The sequence below is a fragment of the Acidaminococcus fermentans genome (assembly GCF_009696675.1).
Lineage (GTDB): Bacteria > Bacillota > Negativicutes > Acidaminococcales > Acidaminococcaceae > Acidaminococcus.
On the sequence record NZ_VULN01000015.1, the window covers coordinates 1 to 15,560 of the forward strand.

Annotated in this window: 16 protein-coding genes; 14 read left to right on the top strand and 2 right to left on the bottom strand. The window is 58.3% G+C overall.

Going from position 1 to position 15,560, the window contains the following annotated elements; genetic code table 11:
• Nucleotides 1-161: 161 nt before the first annotated feature.
• From FX155_RS09645 to FX155_RS09660, 4 genes are all read left to right on the top strand, one after another.
• Nucleotides 162-1,718 carry a putative polysaccharide biosynthesis protein gene (locus FX155_RS09645; RefSeq protein ID WP_154488542.1) on the top strand — a complete coding sequence of 519 codons (1,557 nt, stop codon included), beginning with the start codon at nucleotides 162-164 and terminating at the stop codon, nucleotides 1,716-1,718.
• Nucleotides 1,715-2,572, top strand: coding sequence for a nucleoside triphosphate pyrophosphohydrolase (mazG, locus tag FX155_RS09650; RefSeq protein ID WP_022487367.1), 858 nt, complete (start codon nucleotides 1,715-1,717; stop codon nucleotides 2,570-2,572). Before FX155_RS09645 ends, mazG begins: the two co-directional genes overlap by 4 nt.
• Nucleotides 2,573-2,721: 149 nt before the next feature.
• Nucleotides 2,722-2,997: an HU family DNA-binding protein gene (locus tag FX155_RS09655; RefSeq protein ID WP_012938958.1), complete on the top strand. Its 276-nt coding sequence runs from the start codon at nucleotides 2,722-2,724 to the stop codon at nucleotides 2,995-2,997.
• Nucleotides 2,998-3,092: 95 nt separating this feature from the next.
• A complete protein-coding gene (locus tag FX155_RS09660) occupies nucleotides 3,093-3,398 on the top strand; it encodes an FtsB family cell division protein (protein WP_022487366.1) in 306 nt (101 codons plus the stop codon).
• A gap of 39 nt (nucleotides 3,399-3,437) precedes the next feature.
• Here FX155_RS09660 and FX155_RS09665 read toward each other — a convergent pair whose 3' ends face one another.
• Nucleotides 3,438-4,286, bottom strand: a complete 849-nt coding sequence (locus tag FX155_RS09665) for an Mrp/NBP35 family ATP-binding protein (RefSeq protein WP_154488544.1) — start codon at nucleotides 4,284-4,286, stop codon at nucleotides 3,438-3,440.
• Between the two features lie 250 nt (nucleotides 4,287-4,536).
• Between FX155_RS09665 and FX155_RS09670 the strand changes: the two genes are divergently transcribed.
• From FX155_RS09670 to FX155_RS09710, 9 genes are all read left to right on the top strand, one after another.
• The gene (locus FX155_RS09670; RefSeq protein WP_022487364.1) at nucleotides 4,537-5,139 is read left to right on the top strand and encodes a hypothetical protein; all 603 of its coding nucleotides are present in this window, start codon (nucleotides 4,537-4,539) and stop codon (nucleotides 5,137-5,139) included.
• Between the two features lie 381 nt (nucleotides 5,140-5,520).
• Complete coding sequence (aroF, locus tag FX155_RS09675) at nucleotides 5,521-6,534, top strand: 3-deoxy-7-phosphoheptulonate synthase (protein WP_022487362.1); 1,014 nt, start codon at nucleotides 5,521-5,523, stop codon at nucleotides 6,532-6,534.
• A 21-nt stretch (nucleotides 6,535-6,555) separates the two neighbouring features.
• Nucleotides 6,556-7,428, top strand: coding sequence for a prephenate dehydrogenase (locus FX155_RS09680; protein WP_022487361.1), 873 nt, complete (start codon nucleotides 6,556-6,558; stop codon nucleotides 7,426-7,428).
• On the top strand, nucleotides 7,409-8,473 hold the full coding sequence (aroB, locus tag FX155_RS09685; RefSeq protein WP_022487360.1) for a 3-dehydroquinate synthase: 1,065 nt from the start codon (nucleotides 7,409-7,411) through the stop codon (nucleotides 8,471-8,473). The genes FX155_RS09680 and aroB overlap by 20 nt, the downstream gene beginning before the upstream one ends.
• A gap of 4 nt (nucleotides 8,474-8,477) precedes the next feature.
• Nucleotides 8,478-9,770 carry a 3-phosphoshikimate 1-carboxyvinyltransferase gene (aroA, locus tag FX155_RS09690; RefSeq protein WP_154488545.1) on the top strand — a complete coding sequence of 431 codons (1,293 nt, stop codon included), beginning with the start codon at nucleotides 8,478-8,480 and terminating at the stop codon, nucleotides 9,768-9,770.
• On the top strand, nucleotides 9,751-10,839 hold the full coding sequence (gene aroC / locus FX155_RS09695) for a chorismate synthase (protein WP_154488546.1): 1,089 nt from the start codon (nucleotides 9,751-9,753) through the stop codon (nucleotides 10,837-10,839). Before aroA ends, aroC begins: the two co-directional genes overlap by 20 nt.
• 3 nt (nucleotides 10,840-10,842) lie before the next feature.
• On the top strand, nucleotides 10,843-11,688 hold the full coding sequence (pheA, locus tag FX155_RS09700) for a prephenate dehydratase (RefSeq protein ID WP_022487357.1): 846 nt from the start codon (nucleotides 10,843-10,845) through the stop codon (nucleotides 11,686-11,688).
• Between the two features lie 4 nt (nucleotides 11,689-11,692).
• Nucleotides 11,693-12,526, top strand: coding sequence for a shikimate dehydrogenase family protein (locus tag FX155_RS09705; protein ID WP_154488547.1), 834 nt, complete (start codon nucleotides 11,693-11,695; stop codon nucleotides 12,524-12,526).
• On the top strand, nucleotides 12,519-13,019 hold the full coding sequence (locus tag FX155_RS09710) for a shikimate kinase (RefSeq protein WP_154488548.1): 501 nt from the start codon (nucleotides 12,519-12,521) through the stop codon (nucleotides 13,017-13,019). Before FX155_RS09705 ends, FX155_RS09710 begins: the two co-directional genes overlap by 8 nt.
• Nucleotides 13,020-13,043: 24 nt before the next feature.
• Here the strand turns inward: FX155_RS09710 and FX155_RS09715 are convergent, their stop codons facing one another.
• Nucleotides 13,044-14,096, bottom strand: coding sequence for a mechanosensitive ion channel family protein (locus tag FX155_RS09715; protein WP_022487354.1), 1,053 nt, complete (start codon nucleotides 14,094-14,096; stop codon nucleotides 13,044-13,046).
• A gap of 112 nt (nucleotides 14,097-14,208) precedes the next feature.
• On the opposite strand from FX155_RS09715, the gene FX155_RS09720 reads away from it, so the two are divergent.
• On the top strand, nucleotides 14,209-15,438 hold the full coding sequence (locus tag FX155_RS09720; RefSeq protein WP_154488549.1) for a glycerate kinase type-2 family protein: 1,230 nt from the start codon (nucleotides 14,209-14,211) through the stop codon (nucleotides 15,436-15,438).
• The last annotated feature ends 122 nt before the right edge of the window (nucleotides 15,439-15,560 follow it).

The window sequence follows — 15,560 nt, forward strand, 5'->3', positions numbered from 1 at the left end:
TGAATATATTATTGATTACAATGCTAATCGTATTCATTCGGGTATCGATTATGTAACCCCGAATGAAAAATACAAACAATTAGCAGGGTAGAAAAATGTCACGGTTCTATGTGTCTAAATACCTTGACACTTTTCGTGAAGAGTGAAGAAAGGAGGCCGTGATGGCGGACCGGTTTATGAAAGGGACCCTGATCCTGACGGCGGCAGGGCTTATGGTGAAAATCCTGGGTTCGGTGAACCGGATCCTGCTGTCCCGGCTGCTGGGAGGTGAAGGCATCGGCCTGTACCAGATCGCCTATCCCCTGTATCTGCTGCTGGTGGCCCTGTCTTCTGCAGGGATCCCTGCAGCCATGTCCATCCTGATTTCCCGCCGGGCAGCCGCCGGAGACCGGCAGGGGGCCCGGCGGATCCTGGGGATTTCCGCCGGGCTCATGGCCCTGGCCGGAGTGTTTTTTGCCGCTCTGGCCTGGGCCCTGATCCCCTGGCTCATGGACGGGGGCATCGTCAAGGACGGACGGGCCCGGTACGCCATGCTGGCACTGGTGCCCGCCATCGGCATGTCCATTCCTGTGGCCTGCTTCCGGGGCTACTTCCAGGGGTTCCAGGAAATGACTCCTACTGCGGTGTCCCAGATCCTGGAACAGTTCACCCGGGTGGTGACCATGGTGCTCCTGGCCTGGGCCCTGCTTCCCTGGGGTCTTCCCTGGGGAGCTGCCGGAGCGGCTTTTGGGGCCGTGCCGGGAGCGGTGGTGAGCCTGGGGGCTCTGTTGTACTTCGTCCACCGGCAGCAGAAACGGTGGCAGCAGGAACCGGTGACGGCCCTGTCAGAAGAAAGACCCTCCCTGACCCGGACCGCCTGGCAGCTGGTGTCCCTGGCCCTGCCGGTGACCTGTGCCAATCTGATGGTGCCGGTGGTCAGCGGCATCGAAATGATCCTGGTGCCGGACCGGCTGCTGGCGGCGGGCTTTACGGTGGCGGATTCCACCCGGGCCCTGGGCTATCTGTCCGGCATGGCCATGCCCCTGGTAAACATGGGCACCATTCCCACCAACTCCCTGGCGGCTTCGGTGGTGCCTGCGGTGGCGGAAGCCAAGGCACTGGGGGACCGGCCCCTGATGGTGAGCAAGACCCGCCGGGCCTTCCGGTTCTTCCTGCTGCTGAATGTGCCGGCGGCGGTAGGGGTGTACCTGTTGGGGAACCCCATTTCCCAGGTGCTCTACGGCACTATCCATGCCGGGCGGGTCATTACGGCCCTGGCCCCGGCCATCCTGTTCCTGGGGCTCCACCAGGTGTCCACTGCCATCCTCCAGGGCCTGGGCCACACCCGGGTTCCCATGGTGAACATGTTCCTGAGTCTTTTTGTAAAAGTGGGGCTCCTGTGGACCCTCACCGCCAATCCGGTGTGGAACATCCAGGGGGCCGCCTGGGCCACCGATGCCAACCTGGCTGTGGCCGGTCTGGGGAACCTGCTGTGGATGCACCACAGTGACGGGCTCACCCTGCCCGGAAAGAACTGCCTCCGGATCGGCGTTTCCGCCGCCCTGATGGGAGCCGCCCTGTGGGTCATGGGGCCCGTCCTGGCCCGGCTTCCCCTGGGAAATGTGGTCCGGCTGGCCCTGGAGATCCTTGCGGGGGCACTGGTCTATGGCCTGTGCCTTTTGGCCACAGGAGAACTGAAACTCCGGGAACTGAAAAGAAAGAAAGAGGAAAAACGATGAAAACACTCCACGAAAAAGGGATCCACCAGCCGGGGGTCCTGGATCTGCGGCCTCTCATGGAACTGGTCCGGGTACTCCGGGAGCCGGGAGGCTGTCCCTGGGACCGGGTCCAGACCCATACTTCCATGCGCCGGGAACTGGTGGAAGAAGTCTATGAGATGCTGGAAGCCATCGACGACGGCAATGTAGCCGGCATGCGGGAAGAAATGGGGGATGTGCTCCTCCAGGTGGTGTTCCACGCCCGGCTGGCGGAAGAAGAGGGGCTCTTTGCCATGCAGGATGTAATCGATGATGTGGTGAAGAAGCTGGTCCACCGGCATCCCCATGTTTTCGGCGATACCAAGGTCACAGGGGCCGGGGAAGTGATGGCCAACTGGGAGACCCTGAAGGCTCAGGAAAAGACTGAACGGACCCATGCCCTGGATGGCATCGCCAAGGGGCTGCCAGCCCTGATGCGGGCCTACAAACTCAGCGCCAAAGCCGCCAAAACCGGGTTTGACTGGCCCGATGCCCCGGCTGCATGGCAGAAGGTGGAAGAAGAGAAAGACGAGCTCCAGGAGGCTGCAGCGAGCCGGGACAGGGACCGGACGGAAGAGGAACTGGGGGACCTGCTCTTTGCCCTGGCCGTCTATGCCCGGAAACTGGACCTGGAACCGGAAACCACTTTGAACCGGGCCAACAACAAATTCCAGCGCCGTTTTGAGCAGCTGGAAGCCCAGGTGAAGCAGGAAGGAAAAGAATGGAAAGACCTGACTCTGGAAGAACTGGAACACCGGTGGCAGGAGGCAAAGAGAGCAGTAGGGGACGGTCAGCGGTCAGCTGACCAACATGGGGGCACAGGTCGCGAGTCGTGACCCGCGACCGGGGCTGCGGCCCCTGCTCTGGCCCCTTGTTTTCAAGATTTTCCCAAAAAACACGTGCATTTTTCCTATGATTGTGCTAATATGACCATAGTCAGGCGCCAGCCATGCAGGCGCAATACCTATTTAGGAGGATTTATCTCATGAACAAAAGTGAATTGATTGCTGAAGTTGCGTCCAAAACCGCACTGCCCAAAAAAGATGCTGAAAAGGCTGTGAACGCTTTCATCGATACTGTTAAAGAAGCTGTTGCCAACAAAGATAAAGTACAGCTGATCGGCTTTGGTACTTTTGAAGCTCGCGTTCGGAATGCCCGCAGCGGCAAGAATCCTCGCACTGGCGAAACCATTGAAATTGCAGAAGCCAACGTTCCTGCTTTCAAAGCCGGGAAGGCTTTTAAGGATGCCGTAAACAAATAATTGGCAGATCCAGCAACCTGATGCTCCCGGTGTCAGGTTGCTTTTTTTATCCTCTGCAGGAGAGAATTTCCTTCCAGAGGTGGAAAGGCAAGAAAATGGGCCTTAAAAAGAAAAAGCGTTTGGACTGGGCGGTTATCGGACGTACCCTGCTTATCCTGCTGGTCGTCCTGCCTCCGGTGGCGCTGCTGGGTACAGCTCTCCAGCGGGGATACTGGATCTACCAGCTCCGTCAGGAAAGGATACGGACAGAAAACAAAGTCCAGCAGCTGAAAGCGGAAAACGACGCCCTGGCACAGGAAAAAGAGAACCTGGGCGATATCAAATACATAGAAAAAGTGGCGCGGGACGAGCATAATATGGTAGGGAAGAATGAGATCCCGCTGTTTATGGTGAAGAAGTGAAAAAAGGGAGCTGTTGCACATGCAACAGCTCCCTTTTTCTTACTTATCCTGTTCCACCACTTTATCCACAATGGCATCCAGCGCCTTTCGGCTGGCTTCACTGATGTTTTCCAGGGGATTGCCTTCGTCTTCGGCGGCCACCACCTGGGGATCGATGGGGATCCGGCCCAGGAAGGGCAGGCCTTTTTCTTCCGCCAGGGCCTTGCCGCCGCCAGCTTTGAAAATGTCCACTTCCTGTCCGCAGTGGGGACAGACGAATCCGCTCATGTTTTCGATGATGCCCCGGACAGGGATATGGCCCAGCTGGCAGAAGCTGAGGGATTTCCGCACATCGGCCAGGGCCACTTTCTGGGGGGTGGTGACGATGATGGCTTCCGCATCCTTGATGGTCTGGACCACGGTCAGGGGTTCATCCCCGGTGCCCGGAGGGCAGTCGATGATCAGGTAGTCCAAAGGATCCCATTTGGTGTCGCTCATGAACTGCCGGATGGCCCCCACCTTCAGGGGACCCCGCCAGATCAGGGCATCGTCCTGCTGGGCCAGGAAGCCCTGGGCGGACAAAAATTCCAGATGGTCGCTGTACCGGAAGGGAATCAGCTTTTCTCCTTCCACCTGGACGTGCTTGTCCATGAAGCCCAGCATGCCGGCCACGCTGGGGCCGTGGAGATCCACGTCCATCAGGCCCACATGGTAGCCCCGCTGGCTGAGAATCAGGGCCAAATCTACGGAAACCGTGCTTTTGCCCACGCCGCCTTTGCCGCTCATGACGACGATTTTATGTTTTACATGGGCCAGGAAATCGGCAATGGCCGCATCCTGGGGATTCTGCTTCGGATTGGATTCGCAGCCGGAGCAGTGGGAATGATCGCAGTGATCACATTCGCTCATTGAAAAAACCTCCCTCATAATCGATTGTCAACCTGTCCCTATTATAGATAAAAATCCAACTGAATGCAATCGGGTTACATTAGAATCAGTGAAGAGGGAAGAGGGAAGGACCTGGCGGGCCGCCGGTTGTGCGGCCCCTACGGATTTCCCCACCTGCTCCCTGAATTCCCCCTGACTCTTCGGTCAAAAACAGTGTATAATAGGGAAGAGAAAAATCCGGGTGCCTGGCACCCATAAGGAGTGAAAACCTATGATGTGGAAAAAAACCATGGCGGTGGCCCTTTTGGCAGCCCTTTGTGCGGCTCCGGCTTATGCTGCGGAACGGCCCAAACTGGCGGATGGAGAACTTTTTGTATCGGAACGGGTGGTGAAGGACGGCCGGGTGCTGTTCCAGGCGGCGGATGCCCACACGGACTGGGAACATGACAGTGAAAAGACCGTACCGGGCCTGGTGTGCACCGCCTTCATCCCTCCCAAGGGGGGAGCGGACGCTCCGGAACTGGCCAGCGTGAAAAAGCTGACCACCCAGCAGGAAAAGGTCCTCCAGGCCCGGCGCCGGTATTCCGGCCCCTCCTATGCCAACCAGCTGGTGCTCTATGCGGCTATGAACACCAACGGCCAGAACGGGAAGCTGGCCATTACCAAGGCGGAACTGTTCGGCCGGCTGCTGAATGTGACTGTGGCCATCCAGGATCCCACCGGTACCCAGGATGACGGCAGTGAAGCCCTGGCGGAAGAACATGTGGTGACCATCCCGGAAAAGAACCTGCCCCGGTTCGGCAATCTCCGGGTCCGTTTCTCCGACGCCACCGGCCATGCCCTGGAAGATCTGGATGTGGCGTTGGAGAGGTAACAGCTCTTGTAACACCCATTACACATTCCCGTTTCAATCTGGCTCCAATTAATTCTCTATTGACGGATTTTGTAAACGGGAGTATTATAGATTCATTCCAATGGTTAAAGGCGGGTTGACAGATGACTCTTTCTTCTCTGAAATGGGAAACTGCATATGGCTTTACCTTTACCCAGAGCTATTATTTTGGCTTTGGTTATTTTGGCTGCCATGAACTGAACAGTTTGCCCATCGTGAAGAGAGACTGAGGCTCCGGCCTTCCGGCGGTTTCCGTGAAGTGAAACCCTGAAGCAGACTCCTTGCGAGTCTGCTTTTTTTGTGGAGAGGCCCCCGTCAGAAAAAAAGTAGGATAGTAGGAAAGCAGGACAGGAGGAAAACAACATGATTATTGTAATGAAGAAGGGTGCACCCAAAGAAGCGTCTGAAAAACTGAAAAAGAGCCTGGAACAAAGAGGCTTCACCATCCATGACAGCATCGGGGAAAACCAGGAAGTCCTGGGGATCGTAGGGGATACCAGTATCCTGGATCCGGAAGATTTCATGGTGAATCCCTGGGTGGATAAGGCCATGCGGGTACAGGAACCTTTCAAACGGGCCAACCGGATGTTCCACCCGGATGATTCCATCATCGATGTAAGCGGCGTGAAAGTGGGGGGCAAAAAGCTGGCGGTGATCGCCGGTCCCTGCTCTGTGGAAGGCCAGGAACAGATGGATACCATTGCCGCCGCCGTGAAAAAGAGCGGGGCGGCCATGCTCCGGGGCGGGGCCTTCAAACCCCGTACATCTCCCTACTCCTTCCAGGGGCTGGGGGACAAGGGCCTGGATATGATCCGTCAAGCCGGCACCGCCAACCATCTGCCCATTGTAACGGAAATCATGTCCGCGGACAAAATCGATGAATTTGTGGAAAAAGTGGATCTGATCCAGGTAGGGGCCCGGAACATGCAGAACTTCACCCTGCTGAAGGAACTGGGGAAAATCAATAAGCCCATTCTGCTGAAGCGGGGTCTGTCCGCCACCATCGAGGAATGGCTCATGAGTGCAGAATACATTATGTCCGAAGGGAACGAAAATGTGATCCTCTGCGAACGGGGGATCCGGACCTTTGAAACCTATACCCGGAATACCCTGGACCTGTCCGCCGTCCAGGCGGTGAAGCGGCTGAGCCATCTGCCGGTGATCGTGGACCCCAGCCATGCCACCGGGAAGGCCTGGATGGTGCCCACCATGAGCAAGGCTGCCATTGCCGCCGGGGCTGACGGGCTGATCATCGAGACCCACAACGATCCCCAGCACGCCTGGTGTGACGGGGCCCAGAGCCTGTCCCTGCCGGAATTCGACCAGCTGATGAAGGACCTGAAGGTACTGGCTCCTGCGGTGGGCCGGGATCTGTAAGACGGAAGCGGGAAAGACATCATGAAGAAACTGCAGGATACTGTTGTTGCCATTGTAGGGCTGGGGCTCATCGGAGGCTCCTACGCCAAGGCCCTGAAAAGCCAGAAGGTGAAGCGGATCATCGGCATGGACCGGAACCACATCGTTTCTCTGATGGCCCTGGACGAAGGGTATGTAACGGAACTGGCCGATGAGGATCCGGAGCTCCTCCGGGAGGCGGATGTGATCATCTGCTGCATGTACCCCGGCGCCTTTGTACCCTTTGTGAAGGACCATGTCCGGTATTTCAAAAAAAATGTACTCCTGACCGATGTGATGGGGATCAAAGGCAGTATCCCGGACCAGGTGGATGCTCTTTTGGGACCGGAGATGGATTTCGTCCCCACCCATCCCATGGCAGGCCGGGAAGGCAAGGGATACAGCCAAAGCACCTCCCAGATCTTCCAGGGAGCCAATTTCATCCTGATCCACCGGGACAACAACCGGCCGGAACACCGGGAATGGCTCCGGAACATGGCCTATGAACTGGGCTGTGCCCGGGTGGTGGAACTGTCGGTGGAGGAACATGACAGCATCATCGCCTACACCAGCGATCTGCCCCATGTGATGGCGGTTTCCCTGATCAACAGCGATTCCATGCAGGAAAACACCAAGTACTTTGTGGCCGGGTCTTTCCGGGATGCCACCCGGGTGGCGGATATCAACGCCAAGCTGTGGAGCGACCTGTTCCTGTTGAACAAGGAACCGGTGCTCCGGGAGATCAACAAGCTGGAAATGCAGCTGGAACACTGGAAAAGCGCCCTCCAGCAGGATGACCGGGAAGAACTGGAGCAGATGATGGATCAGGCCAAAAAGAAAAGAAGGGACATGTTTTATGGAAAAAATCTTCGTTGATTTGGGGAAAGACTCCTATACCATCGAAATCGCACCTCATTCCTGGACCGGATTCGGGAAAAAGATCCGGGAACTGGCCCGGGGAAACAAGGCGGCGGTGATCACGGACCGGACGGTGGACAGCCTGTATGGAGCGGACCTGGAGCAGCAGCTCCTGGCCCAGGGGTTCCAGGTGCGCCGGGTGGTGATGGAACCGGGAGAAGACCACAAGAACCTGGACACCTACGGGAACATGGTCCGGGCCTGTGCGGATTTCGGTATGACCCGCAGCGATTTGGTAATCACTCTGGGGGGCGGCGTGCCGGGAGACCTGGGGGGCTTTGCCGCCGCCAGCTTCCTCCGGGGGGTGGACTTCATCCAGGTGCCCACCACCCTTCTGGCCCAGATCGACAGCAGCGTGGGAGGCAAGGTGGCGGTGGACCTGCCGGAAGGAAAGAACCTGGTAGGGGCCTTTTACCAGCCCAAAGGGGTGCTGATGGATCCGGAACTGCTCCGGAGCCTGGACCGGCGGTATCTCCACGATGGCCTGGCAGAAGTAATCAAATGTGCCGCCTTCGGGGATCCGGAGCTGTTTGCGGCCCTGGAAAATTTCTCCGGGGATGAGGACATCCTGGCCCATGCGGAAGAAATCAGCGCCGCCTGCTGCCGGATCAAGGTGAAGGTGGTGGAAGAGGACGTGCGGGACGTGGGCGCCCGGATGGTGTTGAACTTCGGCCATACCATCGGCCATGCGGTGGAGCGGTATTATCATTATGAAAAATACACCCATGGGGAAGGGGTGGCCATCGGCATGGTCCGGCTCACCCGGAACACGGAAAAAATGGGGATCACCCAGCCCGGTACCGCAGACCGGATCCGTCATCTCCTGGAAAAATACAACATTCCCACGGAAGATCCCATCAGCGATCAGCATATCCTGGAAGGGATCACCATGGACAAGAAAAAACGGGGGAACCAGATGACTCTGGTGATCGTTCCGGAAATCGGAAAGAGCCTGCTGAAAAAGGTGGACTTTGCCGATCTGAGACCCTATGTGAAAGGATGAGACCATGACCACACTGCGTATCGAACCTGGTTCTCTTTCAGGGACGCTCCGGGTGCCTTCTTCCAAAAGCATGGGGCACCGGGCCCTGATCTGTGCGGCCCTGGCAGGAGGCACCAGCCAGGTGGAAGGGGTCAGCCTCAGCCAGGATATCCTGGCCACCTGTGCCTGTCTCCGGCAGCTGGGGGCAAAAATCACTTCCCAGGAAGAAACAGGAGGACGGGCCCACTTTACCGTGGAAGGCTGCCGGCCCCATCAGACAGGGACGGTGCTGGACTGCGGGGAATCCGGGTCTACCCTCCGGTTCCTGATCCCGCTGGCTGCCCTGTGCCAGGAACCTTTTACCTTTGTGGGGGCCGGGAAGCTGGGCAGCCGTCCCCTGGAACCCTACGAAGCCATTTTCCGCCAGCAGGGGCTGGTGTTCCAAAAGGGAAGCGCTGAGGACAATTTTCCTCTGACGGTCCAGGGGCCGCTCCGTCCCGGCCCTTTTTCCCTGCCCGGAGATGTGAGCAGCCAGTTCATCAGCGGCCTGCTTTTTGCTCTGCCGCTCCTGCCGGGGGATTCCACCCTGGAAATCACCGGGAAGCTGGAAAGCCAGAGCTACATTGCCCTGACCCTTTCCGCCCTGAAGCAGTACGGCATCAGCATTGAACACCAGGACTACCGGCAGTACCGGATCCCCGGGAACCAGCAGTACCGGCCCCGGGAAGGGGCAGTGGAAGGGGATTATTCCCAGGCCGCCTTCTGGCTTACGGCCGGGATGCTGGGCCGGACCATGACCCTATTGGGGATGGATCCGGAGTCTCTCCAGGGAGACAAGGCCATCATCCCCATTCTCCAGAAAATGGGCGGCCAGGTGGTCTTTGAAGGAGACAAACTGATCAGCCGGCCGGCGGACCCGGTGGGGACCACCATCGATGCCGCCGACTGCCCGGACATCATCCCGGTGCTGACCGTGGCCGCCGCTCTCAGCGAAGGCCATACGGAGATCATCCATGCGGAACGGCTGCGGCTGAAGGAATGTGACCGGCTGAAGGCAATGGCCACGGAACTGAACAAACTGGGCGCAAAAATTACGGAACGGCCGGACGGCCTTTCCATCGACGGGGTGGTGGAACTTACGGGAGGCACCGTGGACTGCTGGAACGACCACCGGATCGCCATGAGCCTGGCGGTGGCCAGCATCCTGTGCCGGGAACCTCTCACTCTGGTGGGGACGGAATGTGTGGCCAAATCCTATCCGGAATTCTGGCAGGACTTTGCAGCAGCAGGAGGACAGTATGAGCAGTGTAATGGGTGAACAGATCCGGCTGACCATTTTCGGGGAATCCCACGGACCCTCCATCGGCGTGGTGATGGACGGGCTGCCGGCCGGGATCGAACTGGATCTGGAAGCCATTGAAAAGGAAATGAAACGCCGGGCACCGGGAACCAGCAAACTGGCCACCCCCCGGAAGGAAAGTGACAGCTTTATCATTGAAAGCGGGTTCTTCAACGGGAAGACCACCGGCATGGCCCTGTGCGCCCGGATTCCCAACAGCAACGCCCATTCCAAAGATTACAGCAAAATGAAGGAAATCATGCGGCCGGGCCATGGGGATTATGCAGGATATGTGAAATTTCACGGTTGCAACGACTACCGGGGCGGGGGCAGCTTTTCCGGACGGCTGACGGCGCCTCTGGTGTTTGCCGGGGCAGTGGCCAAGCAGCTGCTGGCCAAAGAGGGCATGTTTATCGGGGCCCATGTGGCGTCTCTGGCCGGGATCCGGGACAGAAGGTTCAATCCTCTGGGAGAAGATCCGGAAACCTTCCGGGCCCTTTCCGGAGAGATCCTGCCGGTGCTGGATCCGGCGGTACGGGAGCCCATGGCCGCCCAGGTCACTGCTGCCCAGAAGGACAGGGATTCCGTAGGGGGCACCATTGAATGCATGGCAGTGGGCCTGCCTGTCGGCCTGGGAGAACCCTATTTCGATTCCGTGGAAAGCCGGCTGAGCCATGCCCTCTTTTCCGTACCGGCGGTGAAGGGCATTGCCTTTGGGGATGGATTCGCCCTGGGGACCATGCGGGGCAGTGAGGCCAATGATCCCATGGCATACCGGGACGGGAAAGTGGTGTGCACCACCAACCACAACGGGGGAGTCACCGGAGGCATCACCAACGGCATGCCCCTTTTGTTTACGGTGGTGATCAAACCCACCCCTTCCATCGGAAAGACCCAGCATACGGTGAATGTGGTTACCGGGGAAGACACCACCCTGGAAGTTACCGGGCGCCACGATCCCTGCATCCTGCCCCGGGCGGTGCCGGTGATCGAGGCGGTGACCGCCTGGACCCTGCTGGATCTGCAGCTTGTGGCACAGCGGAGGTAGAGCATGGGAGAACAAACCATTCCTGTGGGCTATCAGGGCGTCCCTGGGGCCTACAGCCACCTGGCCCTCCGGCAGTATTTCGCCGGACGGCCGGTGGAAGCACGGAACTATATGCTGTTTGAAGATGTAATCAACGCCGTGATGAAGGGGGAGATCCGCTATGGGGTCCTGCCCATTGAAAATTCTTCCACCGGAGGGATCACCGAGGTGTACGACCTGGTCCGCCGGTACGGCGCCTTTATTGTAGGGGAAAAGATCGTGAAGGTGGAGCACTGCCTTCTGGCCTGGCCGGGAGCGAAACTGGAAGACATCCGGGAAGTGTATTCCCATCCCCAGGGATTTTCCCAGTGCCGGACCTTTTTCAAGGAGCATCCGGCCATGCGCCAGTTCAACTATTTCAACACCGCCAAGGCGGCGGAACTGGTGGCAGAAAAAAAGACCGGGTACATGGCGGCGGTGGCCGGGGCCCAGGCGGCGGAACAGTACGGCCTTGCCATCCTGGCCCGGGGCATCAACACCAACCAGAGCAACTACACCCGGTTCATTGTGATCAGCCGGGAGCGGGAGCTGGTGCCGGAAGCGGACAAGATCACCCTGATCGTGAGCCTGAAGCATCAGCCCGGGTCGTTGTACCGGGTGCTCTCCCATTTTGCCCGGTACCAGATCAACATGACCAACATCGAATCCCGGCCTATACCGGGAAGGCCCTGGGAATATTATTTCCATATGGACATTACCGGTCACCTGACGGACCCGGCGGTCCGTCAGGCCCTGGCTGATCTGCCGGAAGACACCACGGAATGCAAGATTTTGGGGAACTATCCTGCAGACCACGGAAAGGAGCAGTAAAAGGATGAAATTCGGACTTTTGGGACGGGTGCTGGGGCACAGTCTGTCTCCCCAGATCCATCAGGCTATTTTCCGGGCCCTGGGGACCGGGGATACCTATGGGCTGCTGGAACAGGAACCGGAAGAAGTCCCCTGCTTTGTCCGGGAGAACCCGGAGGGGCTCCGGGGCAGCAATGTGACTATTCCCTACAAAGAAACGGTAATCCCTTATCTGACCGCCATTGCCCCGGAAGCGGAAAAAATCGGGGCGGTGAACACCCTGTCCTTTACTCCGGACGGGGTGAAAGGGTACAATACCGATTACCTGGGCTTTGACCGGATGTTACAGGCCGCCGGCATCGGGCTGGAAGGCCGGGATGTGACGGTGCTGGGGAACGGAGGGGCCGCCAAGGCGGTCCTCCAGGTACTGGCGGACCGGAAAGCGGCCTCCATCCGGATCCTGGTCCGGGACAGGGAGAAAGCTGGTCAGGCCCTGGCTCATTTCCTGGCCCAGCGGCCGGACACCCGGTTGGAGACCTATGAGGAAGCCCTGGAGGGCAGTGAGGGAGGCCAGGTGATCATCAATACCACCCCGGTGGGCATGTATCCCAAGGTGGAGGCCAGTCCGGTACCGGCGGAATTCACCGGCCGGTTCGCCGCTGCCGTGGACATTATCTACAACCCGAAAGAAACCTGGTTCCTGGCCGATGGCCGGAAGGCGGGAGCCAAAACCTGCAACGGCCTGTACATGCTGGTGGCCCAGGCGGTGGCTTCGGAAGAAATCTGGCAGGGAAAGACCCTGGATCCGGCCCTGATCCCTGCCATCATGAAACAACTGGAGGCAACTTTTCATGGCTAATATTGTACTCATCGGCATGCCCGGCGCCGGCAAGACCACCATCGGCCGGAAACTCAGCAAGGCCCTGGGACGGCCGGTGCTGGATGCGGACGACAAGGTGGTGGAACAGACCGGACGCACCATCAAGGACCTGTTCCAGGAAGGGGAGGACGTGTTCCGCCAAGCGGAAACAGAGGCGGTGAAGACCCTGGCCGCTCTGGACGGGATTATCATTTCCTGCGGGGGAGGGGTGGTGAAGCGGCCGGAGAACATCGCTTACCTCCAGCAGAACGGGAAGATCTTCTTTTTGAACCGGGACCTGGCGGCCATTGCCGGCAGCGTGGACAAAGTGACCCGTCCTCTGCTGAATTCCGCCGAAGACCGGCTCACCCAGCTGTACAAAGAACGGCTGCCCCTCTACCTGAAATACGCCGACTACACCATCCCCGTAGACGAAGACTTCGACAAGACAACGAAGTACATCATCGAACTGGTGAGGAAGGCAGGGCTGTAAGACCGACCAAAAAGGACCAGCCGCTCAGGCGGCCGGTCCTTTTTCAATATACACGCTTGTACTGGGAAACGCGGCGCTGGTGCCGGTTTCTTCCAGGAGCTTCATCAGTTCCAGGTTGATCCGTTCTTTGCTCTTCATGAATTTATCGTAGCTGGTGTGCCGGCAGTAGCAGACGATGCTGATGTCCAGGCTGCTGGCTCCCATTTCCGAAAAGGCCACGGTAATCCCTTCGTCCACAATGTCCGGGTCTTCCTGGAGAAATTCCCTGATTTTCCGGACCAGTTCCTCCATCTGCTCCCGGGTGCTGTCATAGGTGACCCCCAGGGTCATTTCCAGCCGGCGCATGTGCCGGTTGGTGAAATTCTGGATGGGGGTGCTGATAATGAGAGAATTGGGGATGTACACCAGAGCCTGGGTAAAGGTCCGCACATTGGTGCTCCGGAAGGAAATGGATTCCACGATGCCTTCCACATTGTTGCAGATGATCCAGTCTCCCACGTGGAAGGGCTGATCCATGAGGATCACCAGACAGGCGAAAATGTTGGCCAGGGAGTCCTTGGCCGCCAGGGATACTGCCAGGCCGCCGATGGACAGCCCGGCAATGAATCCGCTGATGTTGACCCCCCAGGTGCTCAGCACGGTGGCCAGAGCAAAAAACAGGATCAGGGCATGGAAGAAGGACGAAAACAGTCCGCTGATGGCCGGATCCAGCTTTTTGCCGGATTTGCTGAAAAAGTGGTCGAACAGGACGCTGGTGGTGGAACTGAAATTGTACAGGATCCAGTAAAAGGCAATCACCAGCAGGGAAGAAACCGTATTGGATACAAGGGCCGTCTGGGCCAGTCTCTCCCAGGGAGAATTGGCAAGGGCCGTATAGCCCCCGAAGACGGCAATGGCCATGCGCCCGGGCCGGTACACCGCGGCAGAAATGTTTTCATCTGCCGCAAAGGGCAGTTTGTCCAGGATGAACCGGATCACCCGGATGCTGACGATCCGGAAGCCGATGTAAAACAGGATGGTAACGGCCAGGATCACCAGGGCCGGTACCCAGGCCATGAAATCATTGTACAGGGTCATGAAAAAGCTCCTTTTGCAGCTGTTTTGTCCTCATTGTACCATTGGGCCGGCGGCCGGTGCAAGAATATGCTATAATGAAACCAGTTCGCAATATTTTGAGGGGGAAAACACCATGACATTACGTACAGATGCAGAGACCATAATGGAGGAGGCCATTAGGGCTTCGCTTCCTGATGCGGCGGTAGCAAAAGCTTTGGAACATAAGGAGTTCGGCAGGGGGAAAATCGTGGTGGTGGCCATTGGGAAGGCCGCCTGGCAGATGGCCAAAACGGCGGTGGGGATCCTGGACGAACGGATCTCCAGCGGGATCGTGATCACCAAATACGGCCACAGCAAGGGGGAACTGGCCCCTCTGGAAATCTGGGAAGCCGGCCATCCGGTGCCGGATGAGAACTCCCTGAAGGCTACCCAGCGGGCCATCGACCTGGTCAAGGATCTGACGGCGGAAGACACGGTGCTGTTTTTGATCAGCGGCGGGGGCTCGGCTCTTTTCGAAAAGCCTCTGATTTCCCTGAAGGAACTCCAGGACATTACCTCGGACCTGTTGGCCAGCGGGGCGGATATCGTATCCATGAACACGGTGCGGAAACGGCTGAGCTCTGTAAAGGGCGGGAAATTCGCCCGGCTCTGCGCTCCGGCCCAGGTGTATGCCATTGTGCTCAGCGACATCATCGGGGATCCCCTGGACATGATCGCCTCCGGGCCGGCCTATCCGGATTCCTCCACCTGTGAGGAAGCCCTGGAGGTGATCCGGAAGTTCAAAATCATGCTGCCGGCAGATGCGGAAAAGGCCCTGGGGGAAGAGACCCCCAAGACCCTGGACAATGTGGAAACGGTGATTACCGGCAGTGTGACGGAACTGGCGGCGGCAGGCCAGAAGGCGGCGGAAAAGCTGGGGTATGAGACCTGGCTTTTGACCACCAGCCTGAACTGCCAGGCCAAGGAGGCAGGCAGCTTCCTGGCGGCTATCGGACGGCAGTACGCAGCCAGCGGAAAGAAGCTGGCGGTGCTGGCCGGGGGAGAAACGGTGGTCCATCTCCACGGCCGGGGCAAGGGAGGACGGAACCAGGAAATCGCTCTTGCCGCCGCTGACGGCATTGCCGGCCTGGACAATGTGGCGGTGTTCTCCTTTGGCAGCGACGGCACCGACGGCCCCACCGACGCCGCCGGAGGCTACGGAGACGGAACCACCAAAGCCCGGCTGGCGGAAGAAGGCATTGCCATTTCCGATGTACTGGACAAAAACGACGCCTACCATGCCCTGGAAAAAACCAAGGGTCTCCTGATCACCGGAGCCACCGGGACCAATGTAAATGATCTGAGTGTGCTGTTGATCGGGTAAAGCTGTCAAAGGCATCTTTCGCCTTCAAAAAAATTTGCCTGCAAATTTTATCATTCGGCCATTGACGATTGACAATTGACCATTGACAAAAAAAGAGGGTGCTGCTCTGCAGCACCCTCTCT